This is a genomic window from Corynebacterium sp. MSK310, assembly GCF_030227355.1.
Lineage (GTDB): Bacteria > Actinomycetota > Actinomycetes > Mycobacteriales > Mycobacteriaceae > Corynebacterium > Corynebacterium rhinophilum.
In genome coordinates this window covers 67,112-88,942 of the sequence record NZ_JASPFZ010000010.1, presented here as the reverse complement: position 1 = coordinate 88,942, position 21,831 = coordinate 67,112, and the positions used below count along the sequence as shown (strand labels likewise).

The 21,831-nt window shown below is 56.6% G+C and carries 20 protein-coding genes; 11 read left to right on the top strand and 9 right to left on the bottom strand.

All coding sequences use genetic code 11. The features are described 5' to 3' along the window. Positions 1-91: 91 nt before the first annotated feature. A complete protein-coding gene (serC, locus tag QP891_RS08480) occupies positions 92-1,210 on the bottom strand; it encodes a phosphoserine transaminase (protein WP_284770570.1) in 1,119 nt (372 codons plus the stop codon). Positions 1,211-1,367: 157 nt separating this feature from the next. Between serC and QP891_RS08475 the strand changes: the two genes are divergently transcribed. The 6 genes from QP891_RS08475 to QP891_RS08450 all read left to right on the top strand — a co-directional run bounded on the left by QP891_RS08475 (position 1,368) and on the right by QP891_RS08450 (position 7,470). Continuing rightward, on the top strand, positions 1,368-2,660 hold the full coding sequence (locus QP891_RS08475; protein WP_284770571.1) for a citrate synthase: 1,293 nt from the start codon (positions 1,368-1,370) through the stop codon (positions 2,658-2,660). 121 nt (positions 2,661-2,781) lie between these two features. After that, positions 2,782-3,141, top strand: coding sequence for an FKBP-type peptidyl-prolyl cis-trans isomerase (locus tag QP891_RS08470; RefSeq protein WP_005279843.1), 360 nt, complete (start codon positions 2,782-2,784; stop codon positions 3,139-3,141). Between the two features lie 110 nt (positions 3,142-3,251). Beyond that, on the top strand, positions 3,252-4,115 hold the full coding sequence (locus QP891_RS08465; RefSeq protein WP_284770572.1) for an aldo/keto reductase: 864 nt from the start codon (positions 3,252-3,254) through the stop codon (positions 4,113-4,115). Between the two features lie 394 nt (positions 4,116-4,509). Further along, positions 4,510-4,857 (top strand): DUF485 domain-containing protein, encoded by a 348-nt coding sequence (locus QP891_RS08460; RefSeq protein WP_284770573.1) that lies wholly within the window; start codon positions 4,510-4,512, stop codon positions 4,855-4,857. Next, the gene (locus QP891_RS08455; RefSeq protein WP_284770574.1) at positions 4,858-6,501 is read left to right on the top strand and encodes a monocarboxylic acid transporter; all 1,644 of its coding nucleotides are present in this window, start codon (positions 4,858-4,860) and stop codon (positions 6,499-6,501) included. Positions 6,502-6,540: 39 nt separating this feature from the next. Beyond that, on the top strand, positions 6,541-7,470 hold the full coding sequence (locus QP891_RS08450) for a hypothetical protein (RefSeq protein WP_284770575.1): 930 nt from the start codon (positions 6,541-6,543) through the stop codon (positions 7,468-7,470). Between the two features lie 2 nt (positions 7,471-7,472). Here QP891_RS08450 and QP891_RS08445 read toward each other — a convergent pair whose 3' ends face one another. The 5 genes from QP891_RS08445 to QP891_RS08425 form a co-directional block, all read right to left on the bottom strand. After that, positions 7,473-8,378 (bottom strand): DUF1906 domain-containing protein, encoded by a 906-nt coding sequence (locus QP891_RS08445; RefSeq protein WP_284770637.1) that lies wholly within the window; start codon positions 8,376-8,378, stop codon positions 7,473-7,475. A 78-nt stretch (positions 8,379-8,456) separates the two neighbouring features. Further along, positions 8,457-8,885, bottom strand: coding sequence for an OsmC family protein (locus QP891_RS08440; protein WP_284770576.1), 429 nt, complete (start codon positions 8,883-8,885; stop codon positions 8,457-8,459). A gap of 88 nt (positions 8,886-8,973) precedes the next feature. Further along, positions 8,974-10,002, bottom strand: coding sequence for an ABC transporter ATP-binding protein (locus QP891_RS08435; RefSeq protein WP_284770577.1), 1,029 nt, complete (start codon positions 10,000-10,002; stop codon positions 8,974-8,976). Continuing rightward, positions 10,002-11,621 carry an ABC transporter permease gene (locus tag QP891_RS08430; protein ID WP_284770578.1) on the bottom strand — a complete coding sequence of 540 codons (1,620 nt, stop codon included), beginning with the start codon at positions 11,619-11,621 and terminating at the stop codon, positions 10,002-10,004. The genes QP891_RS08435 and QP891_RS08430 overlap by 1 nt, the downstream gene beginning before the upstream one ends. Before the next feature lie 6 nt (positions 11,622-11,627). Further along, entirely contained in the window at positions 11,628-12,659 is a 1,032-nt protein-coding gene (locus QP891_RS08425) for an ABC transporter substrate-binding protein (RefSeq protein WP_284770579.1), read from the bottom strand. Between the two features lie 309 nt (positions 12,660-12,968). Between QP891_RS08425 and QP891_RS08420 the strand changes: the two genes are divergently transcribed. Together QP891_RS08420 and QP891_RS08415 are read left to right on the top strand one after the other, a co-directional pair. Next, a complete protein-coding gene (locus QP891_RS08420) occupies positions 12,969-14,291 on the top strand; it encodes an ammonium transporter (RefSeq protein ID WP_284770580.1) in 1,323 nt (440 codons plus the stop codon). Between the two features lie 27 nt (positions 14,292-14,318). Then, the gene (locus QP891_RS08415) at positions 14,319-14,657 is read left to right on the top strand and encodes a P-II family nitrogen regulator (RefSeq protein ID WP_023025886.1); all 339 of its coding nucleotides are present in this window, start codon (positions 14,319-14,321) and stop codon (positions 14,655-14,657) included. Between the two features lie 701 nt (positions 14,658-15,358). On the opposite strand, the gene QP891_RS08410 is transcribed toward QP891_RS08415, so the two are convergent. Beyond that, positions 15,359-15,661, bottom strand: a complete 303-nt coding sequence (locus QP891_RS08410; protein ID WP_284770581.1) for a malonyl-CoA-ACP transacylase — start codon at positions 15,659-15,661, stop codon at positions 15,359-15,361. Between the two features lie 724 nt (positions 15,662-16,385). Here QP891_RS08410 and QP891_RS08405 point away from each other — a divergent pair. The 3 genes from QP891_RS08405 to QP891_RS08395 all read left to right on the top strand — a co-directional run bounded on the left by QP891_RS08405 (position 16,386) and on the right by QP891_RS08395 (position 18,333). After that, the gene (locus QP891_RS08405; RefSeq protein WP_284770582.1) at positions 16,386-16,616 is read left to right on the top strand and encodes a hypothetical protein; all 231 of its coding nucleotides are present in this window, start codon (positions 16,386-16,388) and stop codon (positions 16,614-16,616) included. Positions 16,617-16,816: 200 nt separating this feature from the next. After that, a complete protein-coding gene (locus QP891_RS08400; protein ID WP_284770583.1) occupies positions 16,817-17,263 on the top strand; it encodes a DUF2871 domain-containing protein in 447 nt (148 codons plus the stop codon). Positions 17,264-17,325: 62 nt separating this feature from the next. Further along, complete coding sequence (locus QP891_RS08395) at positions 17,326-18,333, top strand: MFS transporter (RefSeq protein ID WP_284770584.1); 1,008 nt, start codon at positions 17,326-17,328, stop codon at positions 18,331-18,333. On the opposite strand, the gene QP891_RS08390 is transcribed toward QP891_RS08395, so the two are convergent. Beyond that, positions 18,314-20,086: an ABC transporter ATP-binding protein gene (locus QP891_RS08390; RefSeq protein ID WP_284770585.1), complete on the bottom strand. Its 1,773-nt coding sequence runs from the start codon at positions 20,084-20,086 to the stop codon at positions 18,314-18,316. The two genes, QP891_RS08395 and QP891_RS08390, sit on opposite strands and share 20 nt — an antisense overlap. Further along, positions 20,079-21,827 (bottom strand): ABC transporter ATP-binding protein, encoded by a 1,749-nt coding sequence (locus QP891_RS08385; protein WP_284770586.1) that lies wholly within the window; start codon positions 21,825-21,827, stop codon positions 20,079-20,081. The genes QP891_RS08390 and QP891_RS08385 overlap by 8 nt, the downstream gene beginning before the upstream one ends. Between the last annotated feature and the right edge of the window lie 4 nt (positions 21,828-21,831).

The following is a 21,831-nucleotide window of genomic DNA, read 5'->3' as shown; positions in this document are numbered from 1 at the left end:
TGCCTATCGACGGAAGGACGGATCTGTGATGTAGTCAACTATAACGCGAAAAGGCCCCGCGCCATGCGAGGCGGCGGGGCATGTTGATGAGTTAGTTGGCATCCAACACGTAGTCGATGCACTGCGTGAGCTTGGCGATATCCTCGGTCTCAATCGCCGGGAACATGCCTACGCGCAGCTGGTTGCGGCCCAGCTTGCGGTACGGCTCGACATCGAGGATGCCGTTGGTGCGCAGGGTGGCGGCAAGTTGTGCGGCATCCACGGATTCGTCGAAATCAATGGTGCCCACGACCAGCGAGCGCGCCGCCGGGTCGCTGACGAACGGGGTGGCCTCCGGGCGCGATTCGGCCCAGTTGTACAGCGTGGAGGAGGATTCGGTGGTGCGCTTGACCATGCCGTCGAGCCCGCCATTGTCATTCATCCACTTAATCTGGTTATCCAGCATGAGCAGGGTGGCAATCGCCGGGGTGTTATAGGTCTGGTTCTTGCGGGAGTTGGTAACCGCGGTCTGCAGGTTCAAAAACTCCGGAATGAAGCGGTCGGAGTTATTGATCTTTTCGATGCGCTCCAGCGCGGCCGGGGACATGGCGGCGAGCCAAAGGCCGCCGTCGGAAGCGAAGCACTTCTGCGGCGAGAAGTAGTACACGTCGGTCTCTGCGATATTAACGGGAAGGCCGCCGGCGCCAGAGGTGGCATCGACAAGCACGAGCTGCTGGTGGTTGTGGGGGTGGGGGCGGACAACCTCCGTCATCGCACCGGTTGAGGTCTCATTGTGGGCCCAGGCGGCGACATCGGCATCGGCAGCAAGCTCGCGCGGATCCGGGGCGGTGCCGACAGGGGATTCTGTCAGGGCCGGGGCATCGAGCCATGGAGCCTTGGAAGAGGCCTTGGCAAACTTGGTGGAGAACTCACCAAAGGTAAGGTGGGCCGACTGGCGCTCGATGAGGCCGAAGGTAGCCGCATCCCAAAAAGCGGTGGCGCCGCCCAAGGACAGAACAATTTCGTATCCCTCCGGAAGCGAGAAGAGATCGCTTAAGCCCTCGCGCACGGAACCGACGAGGTTTTTCACCGCCGGCTGGCGGTGCGAGGTGCCCACGATAGCGGGGTCAATAGCCTCGATCTGGGCGGGGCGTACCTTGGAGGGTCCGCAGCCAAAGCGGCCATCGGAAGGCAAGAGATCTGCTGGCAGTGTGATTTCTGGAGTACTCATGCCGCTAGTGTAGAACAGTTCCGGTTGGATGGCAGGTATTTTGATGTCCATAAACTTGTTGGCAGTATCACAAAGTTTGCTAGAGTGTGAATAGGTCAAAGGCACACGGCGTAAGTTGGCGCCTTTAAAGAACTCTTTAACAGGGAAAGGAAATTCCGTGTCTACTGAAGAAAACAAGGTAGTACTCAAGCACGCTGGCAACGAGTACGAGATGGATATCAAGCAGTCCACTGAGGGCGATTCCGGCTTCGATATCTCCAAGCTCCGCAAGGAAACCGGGCTTGTTACCTTCGACCCCGGCTACACCTCCACCGGCTCCACCGAGTCCAAGATTACCTTTATTAACGGTGAGGAGGGCATCCTTCGTTACCGTGGCTACGATATTGCTGAATTGGCAAATAACGCCACCTTCAATGAGGTTTCCTACCTGCTGATTAAGGGTCACCTGCCGGATGAGCAGGAGCTGTCGGAGTTCAATAATGCCATCCGCCACCACACCCTCTTGGATGAGGACTTTAAGGCGCAGTTCAACATCTTCCCGCGCGATGCCCACCCGATGGCCGTGCTTGCTTCCTCCGTGAACATTCTCTCCAGCTACTACCAGGATCAGCTGGACCCACTGGATGAGGAGCAGCTGGACAAGGCTACCGTTCGCCTGCTGGCTAAGGTGCCGATGCTGGCCGCTTACGCCTTCCGTGCATCCCAGGGTAAGCCTTATATGTACCCGGATAACAATCTCAATGCGCGCGAGAACTTCCTGCGTATGATGTTCGGTTACCCCACCGAGGAGTACGAGGTTGACCCGGTTGTCTCCAAGGCACTGGACAAGCTGCTCATCCTGCACGCTGACCACGAGCAGAACTGCTCGACCTCCACCGTCCGCATGATTGGTTCCGCACAGGCCAACATGTTCGTCTCCATCGCCGGCGGCATCAACGCCCTGTCCGGCCCGCTGCACGGCGGCGCAAACCAGGCCGTGCTGGAGATGCTCGAGGACATCGAGAAGAACAACGGCGGCGATGCTACCGACTTCATGAACCGCGTGAAGAACAAGGAAAAGGGCGTTCGCCTGATGGGCTTCGGCCACCGCGTGTACAAGAACTACGACCCACGCGCGGCCATCGTCAAGGAAACCGCACACGAGATCATCGATCACTTGGGCGGCGACCCGATGCTGGACTTGGCCATGAAGCTGGAAGAGATTGCGTTGAATGATGACTACTTCGTCTCCCGCAAGCTCTACCCGAACGTGGACTTCTACACCGGCCTCATCTACCGCGCCATGGGCTTCCCAACGGACTTCTTCACCGTCCTCTTCGCCATCGGCCGCCTGCCGGGCTGGATTGCTCAGTACCGCGAGCAGCTGGAGATGAACTCCAAGATCAACCGTCCTCGCCAGATTTACACCGGTGAAACCCTGCGCAAGGTTACCCCTCGCAGCGAGCGCTAATTAGCGCTTTTGGTCGCCCCAATTCAACCGAATCGGGCTTGAGCACTATAATTGGTGCAGCTCGGTTCGGTTTCATTGCGACCGCACGAACAAACTAGATTTCCCAAGGAGACTAATCCCCATGGATAAACCTGTTATTGAAGCCCAGTCTGGCCCAGCGCCGACCGACCTCGTCATCGAGGACATCGTCGTAGGCGATGGCGCTGAAGCTCAGCCTGGTGGCGTAGTGGAGGTCCACTACGTTGGTGCCGAATATGAGACCAACCAAGAATTCGATTCCTCGTGGGACCGTGGCCAGTCCATCGAGTTCCCACTGACCGGTCTCATTGCCGGCTGGCAAGAGGGCATCCCGGGAATGAAGGTAGGCGGTCGCCGTCAACTCATCATCCCGCCGGAAAAGGCCTATGGCCCAGCCGGCGGTGCGCACCCGCTGTCCGGCCGCACCTTGGTCTTTATCATTGACCTCATCCGCGCCGACTAAACTGCGCTAAAAATCGTTGAACCGGCTTCCCTTAAGGGGAGCCGGTTTTTCGCTGTGCTGGGGCAGTCAGTTCCCGCAAGGGGCCGCATGAGACGGCAAACTGGGGCACAATGGGAACTATGACTGTGCCACATATTTCTTTCAATGATGACCGTGAGATGCCCCAGCTGGGTTTGGGCACCTACAAGCTCAATGACGATGAATGCATTCGCGTAGTCCGCGAAGCCATTGACCTGGGCTACCGCCACTTTGATACGGCAACGCTGTATAAGAACGAAGAGGCATTGGGTACCGCGCTGAACCAAGCCATTGACGCGGGCGACGTCACCCGCGAGGACCTGTTTATTACCTCCAAGGTCTGGCACTCCCACCACGGCGCGCAGAAGGCGGAACAGGCCTTTCAAGAGTCCATGGAGAAGCTGAAGCTGGATTACTTGGACCTGTACCTCATCCACTGGCCATGGCCACAGGGCGGGCTGTACGTGGAGACCTTTGAATCCATTGCCCGCCTGCAGGGGATGGGCCAGATCGCTTCCATCGGTGTCGCTAACTTCTACGAGGAGGTCCTCGAGGACCTCATTGAGAAGACCGGCATTACCCCGGTTCTCAACCAAGTAGAGCTGCACCCTGGCTTTACCCAGCCGGAGTTGCGCGAATTTCACCACAAGCACGGCATCGTGACCGAGGCGTGGTCTCCGCTGGCGCGCGGCGTGGTGCTTAATAACCCGGAGATTGAAAAGATTGCCGCTGCGCACGAGGCTACCGAAGGCCAGGTGGTACTGGCGTACCTGATGGCCAAGGGCATTTCCGTTATTCCGAAGTCCGCCCGCAGCGAGCGTCTCAAGGAGAACCTGGCCGCCGCGGAGCTAGAGCTGGGCAAGGATGAAATCGCGGCTATTGACTCCTTGGAAGGCCAAGAAGGCTTCGGCCGCATGTTTAATGACCCCCGCGAATTCCCGGGCGAAGAGGGCTAAGAAGGCACTCTCGGGCAAAGGAGCCACCGACGACGACGTCGTCGGTGGCTTTTGCTGTGCGTGCCCGTTGGGTGGGGGAGTGCGTGCTGGTCAAGGCACTAACCGCGTTAATAGGTGGTTCCTTTCGTGCAACCTTTACTCATTAGCTAATGTCTAGTTAACAAAATTTGCGAACCACTTAAATCCTGGGTGGAGGGGGTGATTTGCAAAGAATATTAGCCCAGTTCACCGGAGCCTATCGGGCTAAAAGGGGGAGTTTATGTGAGGTGTATTGGCAATATTTACTGCTTTGCAAACAATGTTCTGTATCTTACATAGCAACGCGGGTAGTGATGAACAACACATTGCTCCTCGTTTGTACAGAACCTCTCTCACCCAAGGAGACAACCGTTCTATGAGTGATACAACTGCTCCCGTCGAGCGCCGTGACCTTACGGCAGCCGACTACATAGAAATGCGCGATAGCGAAGAGTTTGGCGAACTGCGCAGCGCTTATCGTAGTTTCACTTTTCCCATGACCGTCGCGTTTTTCGTGTGGTACATCGTCTACGTGCTCACCGCCGTGTTTGCGCCTGATTTTATGGCCATTGAGCTTGGCGATGGCGGCTGGAACGTCGGCCTCGTCTTCGGCCTGGCCCAGTTCCTCACCACGTTCATCATTACCTGGATTTACGTGAAATATGCCAATAAGAATATTCAGCCTAAATCGGTTGCTATTCGCGAGAAGTTGGAGGCCAAGTAAATGACTACCACTTACCTTGCACAAGAAACTTCTGCCGGTAACCCGATTCTGAATATCTCCATCTTCGGTATCTTCCTCGTGGTGACGATGACCGTCGTGCTGAGCGCTGGCAAGTCCACGAAGAAGGCTTCGGACTTCTATACCGGTGGTGGCGCGTTCTCCGGCCGCCAGAATGGCTTGGCCATTTCCGGTGACTACCTTTCTGCGGCGTCCTTCCTCGGCATCGTCGGTGCAGTGGCGCTCAACGGCTATGACGGATTCTTGTACTCCGTTGGCTTCTTCGTCGCCTGGCTCGTGGCCCTGATGCTCGTGGCCGAGCCGATGCGTAACGTGGGCCGCTTTACCATGGCGGACGTTTTGTCCTTCCGCCTGAAGCAAAAGCCGGTGCGCGTGGCCGCGTCCATCGCCACGCTCTTCGTGACGCTCTTCTACCTCATCGCCCAGATGGCCGGCGCCGGTTCGCTGGTGGCCGTGCTGCTGAACATCCATGACTTCAAGTGGCAGGCAGTCGTCGTCGGTATCGTCGGCGTGTTGATGATTCTCTACGTCCTGGTCGGCGGCATGAAGGGCACGACCTACGTGCAGATGATTAAGGCCGTCCTGCTGGTGACCGGTGTGGTCATCATGTGCATCATGGTGTTTGTCTCCCTGCGCGGTGGCTTCAGCAACATGTTCAGCACCGCTATTGATATGCACGCGTCGTCTGATTACCTCCATGAAAAGGGCTATGAGGCTAAGGAAATCATGGAGCCGGGCCTGAAGTACGGTGGCTCTACCGCCGCTAAGCTGGACTTCATCTCCTTGGGTATGTCCCTCGTACTGGGTGTGGGCGGCTTGCCACACGTTCTGATGCGCTTCTACACCGTGCCCACCGCCGTTGAGGCTCGCCGCTCCGTGACCTGGGCCATCGTTATCATCGGTGCTTTCTACCTGATGACCCTGATCCTGGGCTACGGTGCAGCCGCACTGGTTGGTCCGGACCGCATCCTGAACGCACCGGGTGGCGCGAACGCCGCGGCACCGCTGCTGGCACTGGAAATCGGTGGCTCCATCTTCATGGCCATTATTTCCGCCGTGGCCTTTGCTACCGTGCTCGCCGTGGTGGCGGGCCTGGCGATTACCGCCTCCGCTTCCATTGCGCACGATATCTACCACGCGGTTATCCGCAACGGTGAGTCCACCGAGGCAGAGCAGGTGCGCGTCTCGCAGGCCACCGTGGTGGTCCTGGGTATTGTCTCCATCATCTTGGGTATCTTGGCGATGACCCAGAACGTGGCCTTCCTGGTCTCCCTGGCCTTCGCAGTGGCGGCATCGGCTAACCTGCCGACCATCCTGTACTCGCTGTACTGGCGCCGCTTCAACACCGCGGGTGCCGTGGCCTCCATGTACACCGGTGTCGTCTCCTGCTTGGTTCTCATCTTCTTCTCCCCAGCGGTATCCGGCGCCGAAAGCGCCATGTTCCCGAACGCGGACTGGGCTATCTTCCCGCTGACCTCGCCGGGTCTGGTCAGCATCCCGCTGTCCTTCTTCGTCGGTTGGTTTGTCTCCATCGTAACCAAGCCGGACAACTTGGACGAGCTGGCGGCAGAGATGGAAGTTCGTTCCCTGACCGGTGTGGGTGTCGAGGCCCCAGTCCAGCACTAATTGCCCGCAAAGTAGCAATTACCGGTAATATGGTTCGACGTGTTTAATCCGTCTTCTCTCAACGCGGCGGCATCAGTAAAGGCTGGTGCCGCCCTTGCCGTGTGCATGCTTGCCTGCTCTACGGTTGCTGGGTGCAGCAATAGCGAGCGAGATAGCACCGCCAAAGCCGAAGACACCACCATTACCGCGCATAGGGCAGCAAAGGTGCCCCCGCGGATCAATGAGTTCCTCAAGGGGGATGAGGACCATTCCATTAGCTATATTCGCCTGCACGATGGCATGTATATGGGCTCTGCGGCAGAACACGATCCTCGCCCGGCGCTCAGCCTCATCAAGCTTTATATCGCCACCTACGTCATTGAGCAGGGCGAGTACGAAGATAAATTTGAGGCGCTCGGCATGATTGCCAGCTCTTCTGATAAGAGCGCCGAGGAGCTGTTCAAGAAGTACCCGGATTCCATCGATAGGATTGCCAAGGAATATCACCTGGAATCCACCAAGGCGGGCGAGACTTGGGGCTATTCGGAAACCTCCACCTATGACGTGGCCAGCTTCATTTCCCAGCTCATCAAGCGCGATGAAACCCACCCCGTGCTGGTGGCGATGTCGCACGCGGATCCGGTCTCAGAAGATGGCTATGACCAGGACTATGGCACCGCGAAGCTCTCTAATGTGGTGGGCAGCAAGTGGGGATGGTCCAACGATAAGTCGATCAATTCCTCGGTGTCCTTTGGCAAGAACTTCGTCGCCGCGGCATCCATTAATGGTTCCGCCGATGACCTCACGGACTACGTGAAGAGCGAAATCAACGGCGAGAATCTGGGCAAGGCCACCGAGCGGTTCCTGAAGTACAAGAACGGCGAGGATGTTCCGCCCATCGAGACGACCTCAGAAAAACCGACCTCTGGCGAGAAGAAGGATGAGGGCAAGAAGGACGAAAAGAAGTCCTCCGAGCCTAAGGAGAAATAGGCCTACTTAATGGCCTTGGCGATGTCCTGGGCGGCATCGGCAAGCCCGCGGATTTGCTCGTTGCTTAGCGATGACCCCTTAAAGCTCACCCCATCCGCGGTGACCTGCGGCAAATCCGGCATATTGGGGATAGCCTTGTCCAGGGTGGAGCTAAGATCCTGGATACCTGGCTGCTTGGAGCCGGGTGTCCATTGGCCCCAGTCGCTGGCGTAGACCTCGTTGACATCGACGATGACGTTCTCGATGGTCTGCTGTCGCGACTGCGGAAGCTGGTGAATGGTGGTCTTGGGGTGGATTTTCCCGTTGGAACCCCAATCGTGCATCCAGTAGAACGTGCCAATCCCATCGCGGCTGGCCCACTCGATGGTGTTGTAGTTGCCGTAAACGCCGGTCTGGTAACCGGCTATAGACAGCGCCTTGGAAAACGCCTGCAGGTATGGCCGGATGAACTGGGTGTAGTGCTCGCGGGTGGGGTTATCGTCGATGGCGATATAAATGGGGCGGTGCGTGGGTCCACCGGCGGCCTTGTGCAGCGAAATGGCCTGCGGAGCGTGGATGGCGGCGCCGGCCGCGCCCTGCTTCCAATCGGCGGTTTCGGCGCGGCCGAATTGATAGACCGAGGCCGTGGGCAGGCCGGCCGCGGCATTGGCGGCAGCCTCTTGGAGCGTGACCGGCTTGCCGGTCATCCAGGCCGCGCCGGGGCGCTTATTGGAAACGTAGCGAATGGCACCGATATGGCCCGCGCGCTTGATGGCGGCGGGGGAGGGGACGCCGGAGGAAAAATCGATAATGGTGCCGCGCACCGGGCCGAGGGCGGCGGCAGAGGGGGCTGCCGCACCAATGGCGCCGGCGGTAAGGGCAAGGGCGCTTGCCTTCAAGAGGCCGCGACGAGACAGAGACGGTGACATAAAAAGCTCCTGCAGTGATCGCATTAGTCACAATAGTTAACAAATGCACCATAGCAGGAGATGGTGGGGGAATCGTGTTTATTTTGACTCGTTGCTAAATTCCACGTTCGTGGCGTGTTCCACGGTGCGCGATACCGTGCAGTCCTTCTCGTGGGAGATGCGGATGAGGTTATCCACGAGCGTGCGGGCCTTATCGCCGTCCGGGGTGGAAGGGAAGGCGAGGGTGAAGGAGACGCGGACATCGGAAAGCCGCGAGGCGCCATCCTCATCCACGCGGTCGCCCTCTGCGCGCACCCGGAAAGACTCCGGCTCGGTGCGCCGGGAGGTCACGACATCCACATCCACCGCGGTGCATCCGGCGACGGCAGCCAGCAGGAGTTCTACCGGAGATAACAGGCCCTCGCCGCGCCCGAACTCGATGCTGGCGCCGTCCGCATTGGTGGCGCGGTACACCGAATTTTCTACGCGGGTAAGGTCAACGGAATACTGCTTCGTGATTTCACTCATGGCTTAAAGCTTAAGCCAGGCTCGGGATATAGGCCACGCTGCAGTAAAGGATTAAATGCAGCGATAGGAAATCGGAGGCAGTGCGCACTTAATAAATCAACGGCGGCGAGAAGCGGATACGCACCGATTGTCCAAGCTCTGGTTTATTATCTGCGGTAGTCCGGAACGTGACCCCAGACTCATGGGAGGCGGTAACGGAGTAGTGTCCGGCTTCGAAAATGGCGGAGTCAACCACCGCAGCAACCGTGGCACCTGGATGGTTTTCCTCCACGATCGTCGCGTGGTGCGGCAAGATGGCGGCCTTAGTGCCTTCTCCTCGCACGGTTACGTCACTCAACGGCCAAGAGATACCAAGAGTTGGGCACTCGACGCGGCTTCCTGAAATAGTGGTCTGGACAATCGTGGCATCCGCAATAAATCCCGCGACCACCGGGCTAGCGGGATTTTCCAGCAGCTGTTGCGGAGTAGCAATCTGCTGGATTTCGCCGCCGTCTAGAACCACGACTCTATCTGCGATTGCCAGTGCCTCGGCGCGATCGTGGGTGACGTGCACCGTGGTTAGGCGTTGCTTTTGTGTCAGGGCTACCAGCTCGCGGCGCAAATTATCGCGCAATGGTTCATCGAGGGCGGAAAGCGCCTCATCCAGTAATAAAACTTTGGGTTTAGCGACGATCGCCCGGGCCAGGGCAACGCGCTGGCGCTGCCCGCCAGAAAGGCTGTCTGGTGTACGGTCTTCGAATCCTGGCAGGCCCACGAGAGCTAAAGTCTCAGATATGCGCTCTTCGCGCTCGGCCTTTGCTACTTTCGCCTGGCGCAGCGGGTAGCCAACATTGTCCTTTACAGACATGTGCGGCCAGATCGCGTGCTGTTGGAAGACCATGCCGATGCCGCGTTTCTCCGGCGGAATATCAGTCATCTGCCGGCCATCTATGTAAAGCTCACCTGACGATGGAGAAATAAAACCAGCGATGGTGCGCAGGAGCGTGGTTTTACCGGAGCCTGACGGGCCAACGAGTGCAATGAGTCCCCCAGGCTCGATGGAGAGGTTGATATCGCGCAGGCCGGTGGTTCCATCCGGAAAAGTGACCGTGAGGTGGGAAGCTGCAATTTTCGCCATTATGAAGTCCTTACCTTAGGAGCGCGGATAGTCAGTGCGAGGGCAATGATGCCTAGCAGTGCAAAGAGCAAAGCGAGTGCCGATGCCTGGTTGTAATTTCCTGCCTGTTGCAGGTTGAAGACTTGCACACCCAGCGTTGTAGTTCCAGGGGCGACGAGGAGTACGGAAATAGTAAGTTCTCGAATCGCGGTCACCGCGACGAGCACCGCACCGGAGATTGCCGCCGGAATGGTCATTGCGCCGGTGGTAGTAAAAAGCGCTTTAAGAGGCGTGGCGCCAGAAATGCGCGCTGCTTCTTCCACGGTGACCGGGGTGCTTATTAGCGGGGCACGCACGGACTGGACAACGAGTGCGGTAAAAGCACAGACGTAGGCGATAAGGATTATCCAAATGGTGTTATATAACCCGGTATAGCGCCCGGCAATCAGCCAGGCGACGCCGATGATGAGCCCCGGCAGCGCGCTCGGCAGGAGCGCAGAAAGTGTTAAAAGGGTATTTCCCCGCGCCTGGGTCCGAGTCACTAGAATTCCGATGACCCAGCCAAGAATCCCGCAGATAATCGCGGCGGTTATTGACAGAAATGCGGAATTGGTAAGGCCGTCGAGAACGCGCGGGTTGGATAAAGCACTGCTAAAGTTCGCCAACGAGATGGTTTCTAATGTAAACGGAACTCCAGGGGCTGGCAGCAACGCGCGGTAAGCCAAACCAAGGATTGGGCCAATGGAAATGGCGAGTCCGCACACCCACATGATGATCGTGACCGGCCAACGCGCTGAATGCAGCGCAAAGCGCGCCGGGCTTCCGGAGTCATGGGTAGAAGACGAGTTTTTCAGGGAGGTGAGGTAGTCCATGATGACTGCGCCGATTCCCAAAAATAAGAGGACGACGCCGATGGTCGAGACCACCTGTAAGGGGTTCGATACGGTGCCGGAATCAATGAACCGGTAAATCATCGTTGCGAGCGTTTCGAATCGAGCCGGCGAGCCGATAATGGCAGGAATTCCGAAATCCGCCAGATTAGCAATTGCCGTGAGGGTAAACGCGGATAACAGGGCGGGGCGCAGGAGCGGAAGGGTGACCGTGCGCAGAACAGTCATCACGGAAGCACCAGATACTCGGGCGGCTAGCTCGAAATCGGGAGAGATGGAGCGCAGGCTCGAAGAAATGATGACGTATGCCGTGGGAAAAGAGTGGATGGTCATCAGCGCTATGACCCCGTCTGCGCCGTAGATATTCCATATTTCGAACCCAAAGAGTTTATTCAAGCCCTGATTCGGGCCGAATAGTTGAATCCAGGCGATCGCTCCGATAAATGGCGGAACCAAGAGCGGCGAGAGCAGGAATAGGCGCAGTACCGAAGAGCCGTAGACATCCGTGCGGTCTAGCGCGATGGCAATAACGGTGCCGATGATGACGGCGGCGAGAGCCGAAAGCGCCGTGGTGAACAGCGAATTCCATGTAGCAATACCGAGCCCTTGCTCTAGCAGGACGGGAATTTGGTTTCCACCCAGTGCAAGGGAGACAACAAGGGCCAAAGGCGCGATGAACAGGCCAAGGGCAATGAGCCACACGCCAACGCGCAGCGCGGACACGGAGGGATTTTTCAACAAGCGAGCCATCAAGAACTAGGAAGCCACTGCCTTTTGGAATACCTCGACGGCGGCGTCTTTATCCTTGGTGATTTTCTTCAGGTCTTGGTCCATGAGCTCAATGTCTGCGAGTTCAGGGGTGCCCGCTGGAGTTCCCACATCCTCACGCACCGGGAGGTAAGACTGATCGACGGCGATTTCTTGAGCCTTCTTCGAAAGCAGGAAGTTGATGTACTTCTGTGCCGCTTCTTGCTCCTTGGAGTCTTTGAATACGCCCGCAGGCTCAGAAATATACGGTGATCCCTCGGTGGGGTAGGCAAGGGCAACTGGGGATCCCTTATCCGCTAGGTCGCGGACTAAGTAGTCGACGACCACGCCCACGGGCCTAGAACCGGAAGCGATTTCCTGGGAGGTAGGGCCATTGGACTCTGCGATCATCGGAGAATTCTTGCCCAGGTCTTCGATCCACGCTTCACCGAGGTCTGGATTGTTCTTCCATGCTGAGGCATTGAAGGCTGCCGCACCAGAGACCGCCGGGTTAGGCATGACGAGTTTGTCCTTGTACTTCGGATCGGTGAGATCCGCCCAGGAGGTCGGGGCATCGCCTTCTGCGATTTCGTCGGTGTTATAAGCAATGACCGTGGGGATAATGCGCGTGCCGACATAAAAATTCTCGTCGTCCTTGGCCTCGTCGATGACGTCATCGGAATCGACATCGGCAAGCTCGATGAGATCGCCATCCTCGGCGTAATTTTCAAAGGTAGGAGCATCAGCCGCCCAGAAAACGTCTGCTTCGATATCGCCAGATTTCTTCTCCGAAGAAATGCGCGCGTTCAAATCGCCGGTACCGGCCCGGTACACCTTGACCTCGATATCGGGGTTGTCTTCATTGAAGGCGGCATTGATTTCATCGACCTTCTCTTCCGGCTCTGAGGTATAGACGGTAATGGTGGTTGAATCGCTTGCGGCCTGCGTATCTTCATCGTCGGTCGCAGGCTCACCGCACGAGCTAAGAAGAACGGTTGAAGCAAGGGCTAGGGCAGCGAGAGATGAGTGCTTCGGCTTCATTGGGGAAGTTCCTCCAGAGAGAGTAGTTAACAGGAACGTCTATCTAACTGCACTGAAGTTAAGGCAACTTAGGATCGATGTGAACGTACAGTAAATTCTTTGAGCTCCTGGGCGGATGTTGTGGAGGGAGGGCTCGCCAAGGAACCTCGCTCGAATGGGCAGCCTTTTAGTGGTGAAAAGCGGGAAACCAGGAGGTGACAAGCTTAAGGTAACCCCACATGGGGGATTAATCTATAGGTCAATAGATATTTATATACCTGTAGTACTACCGTTATGAAAAGCAATGAAGGAACCCTACAAGGAGAAATAATGGATTCGGTGATCGCAGGCAATGCGAGCTGGATGCTCATGAGCGCGGCTCTCGTGCTGCTCATGACCCCAGCCCTGGCACTTTTTTACGGAGGCATGACAGAGCGCCGCGGCGTGCTCAACATGATGTTGATGTCCTTCGGCTCACTAGCGGTAGTCAGCATCATTTATATCCTCTGGGGCTGGTCAATGAGCTACGGCACGGAGTCCTGGGGCGGCATCGTTGCCAGCCCCTTCGAGTTCTTCGGGCTGAAGGACTCCATCTTTGATGCCAATGGTGAATACCTCGAAGGTGCGGAAGGCTACGCCAATATCATCGATATCGGCTTCCAGCTCACCTTCGCCGTTATTTCCACCGCGATTATCTCCGGTGCACTCGCCGGCCGTGTGAAGTTCGGTACCTGGATGCTTTTCAGCGGCCTGTGGGCAACCTTTGTCTACTTCCCGCTGGCCCACATGGTCTGGGGCGGCGGCATCCTGGGTGAGGGCGAAAGCAGCGTCACCAGCTGGATCTTTGGCAGCGAAGGCGGGGAAGCGCTTGTGGCCCCCATTGACTTTGCCGGTGGTACCGTCGTCCACATTTCCGCAGGTACGGCCGCACTAGTCCTAGCGATTGTCGTGGGCAAGCGCCAGGGCTTCCCGAAGAGCGTGCAGCGTCCCCACAACCTGCCCATGGTCATGCTCGGTGCCGGCCTGCTGTGGTTTGGTTGGTTTGGCTTCAATGGCGGTTCCGCCTTCGCAGCCGATGGCCTCGCCGGCCTAGCCTGGGTCAACACCACCGCCGCAACGGCCGCCGCAATCCTGGGCTGGTTGCTCGTGGAAAAGCTGCGCGATAACTACTGCACCTCCCTGGGTGCAGCCTCCGGTGTGGTCGCAGGACTTGTCACCATTACCCCGGCCGCGGGCGACCTGAACCCGGTCACCTCGCTCATCATGGGTGCCCTCGGCGGCATGCTAGGTTGCCTCGGCGTGGGCCTGAAGTTCCGCTTCGGCTTCGATGACTCCCTCGACGTCGTGGGCGTCCACTTGGTCGCCGGCCTGTGGGGCACCGTGGCAGTTGCCTTCTTTGCCAATGACCGCGGCATCTTCACCGGCGGCGGCGCCGAAGGTTGGAAGCTGCTCATCGTACAGATTCTCATCGCCGCTATCGCCGTGGTCTTCGCCGCAGTCATTACCGCCATCATTGCGGTGATTTTGAAGGCGACCATCGGCTGGCGCGTGACCGACCAGATCGAAACCGACGGCATTGACTTTGGTGGTCACCGTGAGACCGGCTACGACATTGGCGGCCGTGCCATGCGCGGTACCACCAGCCGCAACTAAAACGCCCAGCGATACCTAGGAGCAATAATGAAACTCGTAACAGCCGTGGTCAAGCCCTTTACGCTTGATGATATCCAGCAAGCACTACAAAAACTCGGCTCGCCGGGCATGACGGTGACCGAAATCGAAGGCTTTGGCCAGCAACGCGGTAACAAGGAAATCTACCGCGGCGCCCAATTCGCCACCTCCTTTGTCCCCAAAGCCAAAATCGAGCTCATCGTGGCAGACGATGACGCCGAAGCGATTGTCGATGCCATCGTGGACGCCGCCTGCACCGGCGAAATCGGCGACGGCAAGATTTGGATAGCGCCCGTCGAAGACGTCATCCGCGTCCGCACCGGTGAGCGTGGGGAGAAGGCTATTTAGACCTCAAATGCGCGGTGGATCTGCTTGCTTATAGAAGTAGAAGAGTCGTGGCAAACCAGTTTATTTTAAGTTCAACGTGAGGAAAAATCCGAGAGCCCGACCCCGATGTGTCAACTTTCCGGGGCCAGGCCTTGTGTGAGGTTACCCTCGTTTAGTGTACATCCGATCTGTGCGGATCGTGTGGCGGTACGAGAGGATGGGCCTAACCCCAACAGTTCCACTACCCGGGGTAGGTCCCGTTGGCCCATTGGCGCACCGCTGTTCCTTGGCGTTCCAGGCCTTGGTTTTGCCTCGGTGCAGCTGATCGGCACGGTGCTTTGGGGTTATTCCCGTCGATGACTCCGGGCAAGCCTCCGTAATGTAGAGCATCGTGCGCCAGGTTAGTTCCTCGCAGGATACAGCGGTGTCTGGTTTGGTGTTGTCGGTTGCGCTAGTTCTCACGCTGCCTTACGCGCTTAAGGACGTCGTAATCACCGGTCCTGGCATCAACGGCGGATTAAGCATCAATCAACGCTGACGCAAGCTGCTACTGTGAATACTCCTAAAAATGTCCTCATCCCCTTTTTGCTACTTAACCCCCAACGGCATTGTCAAAGCAACCCGTCAATCTTTAGGTTCGACCATCGCGCAGCTGCGTGAACAGGGTCGTAACGGCCCGTTTGGCGAGCAAACTGGGGGCCAGGGCAGTGGAGGTGAACAGTTTAGAGAACTGCAGTGACCTTATAACCCTTCTTGGTGAGCAGCCGGGTCGCTGCTTTAAATGTCGCGTTATCGCTGTCGGGGTTGTATTTTTCGGGATCTAAAGCGATATGCGCGAATTTTCCATCATAGCGGATAGTCATGAATTTGTAGCCAGCTTGTTCTTCGGCATCATCGATTAGCGTTTGCACGTCGGAGGTATCGCGGTCGGGGGTGGCCGCCGCCGCATGGTCTTGATGCTGGGCTATAGGGGAAGCTTTTTCGATTGGAGTGCTGTGGCCGATTAAGCCAGTGCTTGCAGTCAATAGTCCAGCAAGAATAGTGGTAATAATCTGAATACCTTTCTGTTGGGCGTATGGTATGGGTGAGTGTGGTATAGAACACTCGCTCACCTGCAAAATTAACGGTTACAACCGTAACTTAACTTCGGATTAGCTCAAAAACTGTGCTGACCAAGGACCAGTTTTCCTGGTTCCTTCCAGCACAAGAGCCCAAATTGGTTATTATACCAAAACTAGTCTTTGTTTTCAGGCTCCTGAAACGGCTCTTCCTTTGGGAAGTACTCCAGTGGGTGGATGTAGGACTGGACCCCTGTTCGGAATACCCGGACAGGGCGGTAGATTACTATTTTTCCAACCCGGTTGGGCTGGATATCGGGTGTCCGCCAAACAGGGGTCAGGCCCGTTGGATATCAGGTGTCCACCAAATGGGGGTCAGGTCCATTCAAGGAGATATAAGTAATGCCTTGGGTGAAGTGAATAGCGAACTTTTGAGAGGAGATACCAGCCCCTTAGCCTGAGCCTGCACATGCATTTTGAATGGCGGCGATGGTAGCTTGAGAACCATGAGAAGCTTGTGGAGGTATTTCCGGCCATTCGGCGTCTCCGCCTTGGTAGTCATCGTGCTCGGGGTTCTGTTTAATGACCATCACTGGGCACTGATTCTAGTGGTCGCAATTTTGCTCATAGGAGTCGTTCTATCCTTGGCGGATTATGCTTCCGGGCGGCGTCGAAAGAATGAGGATGAGCGTTGAATCAGAAATTGCAGTTGTCGTTGGCTACCGGATTCGTCGGCGTGGTTTTGGTCATCGCAGCGCCTATTTTAATTAGCACCGGAATTGATGCTGCCGATGCTGGGCAGCAGTCAGGTAATGCTGTGGTTCCATTGCTTTTAGTGGGCATCGGAACCGTACTAGTGATCCTTGCGCTGGCCCGTTCCGGTCCTGTATTTGAAAAGAAAAATTTAAACGCCGAGCGCTAGAAGCGCTAGTTTTGGGGGCCATATTCCTTGCGGGAATGCAGAGGACACGACGTTAAGCGCCTTCAATCAACCTACTGGTTGATTGAAGGTTCAACCGCCTCTGCGATTCAAAGCCAGAGAAGTCGGGGCAAGATATGTATTTAGAGAACTTGATCCCCTCGGCTATCCAGTCATGGTGATGACTGGGAAGGAGTAATGACATGAAGGCTTTGTACAGGGCAGCGATTTTCTACCTCGTCTTGGGCTTGGTCGCCGGCTTGTTTTATCGGGAGTTTACGAAGCTACAAGATTTCCCGGAAGGCGAATATACGCAGCTAAGCGTGGCCCACACCCACTTGCTGGCATTGGGCTTCATGCTATTCCTCATCTTCTTGGCGCTGGAAAAGGTCTTCGCGCTGTCGCGGCACCGCCAGCTATTCAACTCATTTTTTTGGCTGTACAACGTGGGCGTTGTGCTCACCGTCGGCATGCAAATTTCGCACGGCATACTGACGGTGCTGGGCAAGGAATCCAATGAGATGATTTCGGGCATCGCTGGTCTGGGCCACATCTTCATCACTGTGGGGCTGACGGTCTTTCTCGTGAATTTGGGCCGGGCCATCAAGGAACCAGATGAGGGTAGCACCAAAGCTTCGGTGAACGCCTAACTATGAGCGAGCACAGCGCACAATAAAACGTCACGGCGCCTACTCGCCGCGATTGGATAAGCTTGGCGGTTCTTTCCGTCGGGTTGGGCATCATTGTTCTAGATGGCACTATCGTCGGCGTGGCATTGCCCTCGGTCATCACTGACCAGCAGCTTAACCCGACGCAGGCGCAGTGGGTCAACAGCCTCTATGCGGTGCTATTAGCTGCGCTGCTGCTGCGACGGGCAAGATTTGCGGGTACCTGGGGACGCAAGCGCGCCTTCCTCACCGGCCTGACAATATTTGTGGAAGGCAGCGTATTGGCGGGTTTTCTACCACCGCCGCCTTTGACCTCCGCGCGAGCCGTGCAAGCTATCGGCGCCGCATTCATCATGCCGTCCACGCTCTCTACGGTTAATGCCGTATTCCGTGGCAAGTACCGCGCCGCAGCCTTTGGTGTGTGGGGCGCGGTGATTTCTGGGGCTGCAGCGCTCGGACTGCTCGCCGGTGGTGCACTGACGGAATGGGTGTCCTGGTATTCGCGATTATCGAGGCCCGACCTAGGCTGGTGGGAACCCCAATCCTCGTTCAGTTTCTTTGGCTGGACGTGGTCAGAAAACGCGCCCATCTCACCGGTGCCGGTGGCGCTCGCGGTTTCGGCCGTGGGCTTCGCGCTGTCAGCCATGGCAATCGGTGCATTCTCTCCGGTGCAGCAGCCCCCACGTCGCGGCGCGTTTCGGGGCACCCGGCACCGTGCTCATCGGGCTCGGCTTGGAAGCCGTCGGCGTCCTTATCCTCGTCCTGCTTATGGGGCCGGATACGAATGGTTGGATTATCGCCGCGCCGCTGACCCTGTATGGATTGGGCCTTGGGTTCGCCTCCGCAACGCAGAGCACCGTGCGTCTGGGGCAGTGGTGCAGGCCTTAAGCGAGGGCTTGACCATCGCCGCGCAGTGGTCGCTCGTAGCCGCTAACGCATTCCTCGCTCTGGGCTTTGTTGGTGCACTTCGGGTGCGCCGTGCTGCGGGGGAGAAGGGTGCCCCCGCAAGCAATGCCGATCTCGGTGCCCGCTTTAATCGCGTCCCGAACTGATTTTCCACCCGCGTGCTGCTTTGCGTTGCTGCCAGAAGTGACGGTAGATACCGGGGACATCGGAAAGCTCAGCGTGGGTACCAAGTTGGCTGACGTGCCCGTGTTCATCCAAGACTACGATTTGATCAGCAGATTTAATTGTATCCAGCTTATGGGCGATGACGATAAAAGTAGACTTCTCCCGTAGCTCGTCCATTGCGGCAAGGATATTTGCCTCATTTTCTGCATCGAGTGCGGAGGTAGCCTCATCAAAGAGGACAATCGGCGCTTGTTTGAGCAGCGCGCGAGCAACAGATACGCGCTGGCGCTCACCGCCGGACAGAAGCCGTCCTCCTTCACCAACCGGAGTGTGCCACCCTAGGCGGTTGGCAATAGACGTCACGCCTGAAAGATTAGCTGCGCGGAAGACTTCCTCATCGGAGGCATCGGGACGACCAACGCGGATATTAGCAATCAGCGAATCATCGAAGAGATAGACGTCCTGAAAGACCATGGATAGTCTGGACATTAGCTGTTCGGTTCCAAGCTCGCGGATATCTACGCCGTCAACCATCACCGTCCCGGAATCTACATCCCAGAATCGCGAAATAAGGCGCGCAATTGTGGTCTTTCCGGAGCCAGAAGGACCGACAATGGCGGTAACGGTGCCCGGTTGGGCGTGGAAGGCGACATCGACCAATACCGGCTTATCTCCGTACCCAAACGTGACATTGCGCAGCTCAACACTGCCCGAACCGTCTCCTGTACGCGGAGTAGTGGGTTCTGGCAGGGAAGGGGCATCGGTGATGAGCTCGGTTTCTGCGAGCGCGATACGGCCTGCGTCTAAACCGACGAAACAAGAGCCCAGCTGCTCAAGCGTGCGGGTAAACCTCAAGCTGATTCCGATGATCGCAATTGTTTCTAGTGGCGATAGGGCGCCTTCAACGGCAAGATCCGCGGAGACCATAATGAGAGCCACGATGAAGATCTGCACTACTATGCCGTTGAGTAGCAAAGCTAATGTGGATACCCATAGCTCGCGTATCCGTGCTTTATGATCGATTTCTAGTGCTTGCTCAAGCGGCGCAAACCCTTGTGATTTTCCCGCCGCGCGCAAGGCCGGCTGGCGGTTAGCAAATTCTACGATGCGCTGGGAGAGCTCTTTACTCGGCCCGAGTGCGCGGTTCGATGCTTTCTCACGAATCCATGCAGCCAACTGCATCACCACGAGCGCCAATGGTGCGATGATTAGAAAGACCAATCCCAACCGCGGATTCCAGAAACACGCTCCAACCAACAGGGTCATAAGTGCTGCACCATCGCGGTACACCATGCCTTGAGTATGTGCAAGAGTCTCGGCCGCCACCATAAAACGATCTGAGACGAGACGAGATAGCCCGCCGGTATTAGCCGGTATGAACCAGCCGAGCGGTAGCGTTGCCAATTTATCGCCCACAGTCGTGTGCGCGGTTCGGATGAAATCCAAGGCCGTGTGGTAAGAGGCCATGGTTGCGAAAAATCGTAGCGCAAAAGCTACGAGCGCAATTGCCAAAAGCGTCCACATCCATGGTGCGATCGTCGTATCCCCATCGAGTGCCTTTGTAAGTGGCACGAGCGTGAGAACGGCGAGGCCGTCAAGCACGCCAACGATAAGCGATAGACAAGCATGCCTTTTATTGAGCTTATGACCTACAGGACTTTGCAGCTTTTTGACACTGCGAGTAAGTAACGGATCACGAAGCCGCGAACTAGCAGGCGTGGTGGCATTAGACATGAGAATTATCCTTCACAGGCTTGAGGCGGATTATTTGGTCTGCGCCTTGGATTGACTCCGGTTTGTGGGCTATGACCAAGACGGTCTTGTCTCTTACGAGTGTGGCCAGAGCCGCTTGAATTTCTGCTTCGCAGTCAGGATCGGTTGCCGCAGTAGCTTCATCCAGGATCAAGATTGGGGCATTGGTAATAATTGCCCGGGCAATAGAAATGCGTTGCTGTTGTCCACCGGATAAAGAGATGTTCTCACCAACAACGGTGTCGAGCCCAGCTGGTAAAGCGCGAATATCAGCAGCTATGTGCGCGGCCTCTGCTGCTTGCCAGATCTCTTCATCGCGAGCTTCTGGGCGTGCAAGGCGAATGTTTTCCCGAATACTCATGCGCAGTAAGTGAGGATCTTGTAAGACAAAAGCCACAGTGCGGTACAAACTGTCGAAAGTGAGATCACGGATATCCACGTTGTTGATAGTGATTGTGCCCGAATCTGGATCCTGGAAACGCGCCAGCATCGTTGCTGCTGTGGATTTGCCAGACCCGGAGGGGCCAATCAATGCCGTGACAGTGCCTGCGTTTAATTGCGCAGAAAAGTCTTGGAGGACTGGTGTGTCTGGGGCGTAGCTAAAGCTGACCTTGTGGAATTCCACCTCCATGTCTTGACTACTGGCATCGAGGCTCTTTGAGCCTTCATTCACGTGGGAAATTGTCATGACTTCATCGAGGCGCAACGCCGCATTGCCAGCGAGCTGGTAAGACCACATCATGCGGCCGACGGTTTGAATCGTGCCTGGGATCACCAGTGCAATCAACGTTGTGGCGATGACTTCAGCAACCGTGACATAGTCCCCGGCTATTAGCAGAGAACCGACTCCTATATTGATAAGGATGAGCACGGGAACCGCCACCACGGATTCTGAAATTGCGCTAACGCGAAGAAGCGGACGTACCCACTCGTAATAGAAGATAGCGAATTGTTTAGCAGCTTCGCGGTACCGAGCGTGGGCTTTGCCAACGGTGCCGAAAGCCTTGACGACGGAAATACCTTCGGAGAACTCCACTGCAGTGGCAGAAACCTCTCCAAGATAATCGTCCATTTCCGCAGTTTTTGTGCCCATATCTTTCATTGAATACGCCTGGATTGCTAGGAAAATGGGCACAGTGACAATAGAAAGTAGGCCAAGGCGCCAATCCAAGATAAAGGCATAAACTAGAAGCGCAAGAGGCGTGAAGATTGCGGCAACTTGCTCTACAGGAGCATGGGCTGTCAGGGTGTGCAGAGTTAGCGTATCGTCCTCGACTGCTTTGCGGACTTTGCCGGAATTAGTCTGGCTAAACCAAGACAGCGGTGCTTTCGCAATAGCGGTAATAATTCGGCGCCGGTTGATCCCCACCAGCTTTGCGTCAGCGAAGTGGGTGATCGTAAGGGCAAGGAAATAGAAGAATAGCTGGCCCAAAAATGCTGCAAGGAGCCATTTCACAATGGACGCGACGTCATCAGTATTGCCGTCGATTAGAGCATTTCCCAGTGCCACCAACGCGACGTAGGGTGCTACGGCGAGTACCGAGGATATAAGCGCGAGAAACTGTGCGAAGTAGATGGTTGTTTGCACTGGGGCCAGTAGCTTTTTTAGAGCGACCTGGCCGGCTTTTTGTTTTGCGCGAGCCTCTTCTTCCGGTGACGCACCGTGTGATTCTGGCGCGTGGGTTCCGCTTGATTCTGTGGAACTTTGTTTTACCTCAGACATTTCT

Bases quoted from the DNA above. Each gene is read 5' to 3' on its own strand.
- QP891_RS08430 (WP_284770578.1), bottom strand. From the start codon at position 11,621: ATGGCTCGCTTGTTGAAAAATCCCTCCGTGTCCGCGCTGCGCGTTGGC.
- serC (WP_284770570.1), bottom strand. From the start codon at position 1,210: ATGAGTACTCCAGAAATCACACTGCCAGCAGATCTCTTGCCTTCCGAT.
- QP891_RS08400 (WP_284770583.1), top strand. From the start codon at position 16,817: ATGAAGGCTTTGTACAGGGCAGCGATTTTCTACCTCGTCTTGGGCTTG.
- QP891_RS08440 (WP_284770576.1), bottom strand. From the start codon at position 8,885: ATGAGTGAAATCACGAAGCAGTATTCCGTTGACCTTACCCGCGTAGAA.
- QP891_RS08390 (WP_284770585.1), bottom strand. From the start codon at position 20,086: ATGTCTAATGCCACCACGCCTGCTAGTTCGCGGCTTCGTGATCCGTTA.
- QP891_RS08415 (WP_023025886.1), top strand. From the start codon at position 14,319: ATGAAACTCGTAACAGCCGTGGTCAAGCCCTTTACGCTTGATGATATC.
- QP891_RS08465 (WP_284770572.1), top strand. From the start codon at position 3,252: ATGGGAACTATGACTGTGCCACATATTTCTTTCAATGATGACCGTGAG.
- QP891_RS08445 (WP_284770637.1), bottom strand. From the start codon at position 8,378: ATGTCACCGTCTCTGTCTCGTCGCGGCCTCTTGAAGGCAAGCGCCCTT.
- QP891_RS08425 (WP_284770579.1), bottom strand. From the start codon at position 12,659: ATGAAGCCGAAGCACTCATCTCTCGCTGCCCTAGCCCTTGCTTCAACC.
- QP891_RS08460 (WP_284770573.1), top strand. From the start codon at position 4,510: ATGAGTGATACAACTGCTCCCGTCGAGCGCCGTGACCTTACGGCAGCC.
- QP891_RS08455 (WP_284770574.1), top strand. From the start codon at position 4,858: ATGACTACCACTTACCTTGCACAAGAAACTTCTGCCGGTAACCCGATT.
- QP891_RS08435 (WP_284770577.1), bottom strand. From the start codon at position 10,002: ATGGCGAAAATTGCAGCTTCCCACCTCACGGTCACTTTTCCGGATGGA.
- QP891_RS08420 (WP_284770580.1), top strand. From the start codon at position 12,969: ATGGATTCGGTGATCGCAGGCAATGCGAGCTGGATGCTCATGAGCGCG.
- QP891_RS08470 (WP_005279843.1), top strand. From the start codon at position 2,782: ATGGATAAACCTGTTATTGAAGCCCAGTCTGGCCCAGCGCCGACCGAC.
- QP891_RS08385 (WP_284770586.1), bottom strand. From the start codon at position 21,827: ATGTCTGAGGTAAAACAAAGTTCCACAGAATCAAGCGGAACCCACGCG.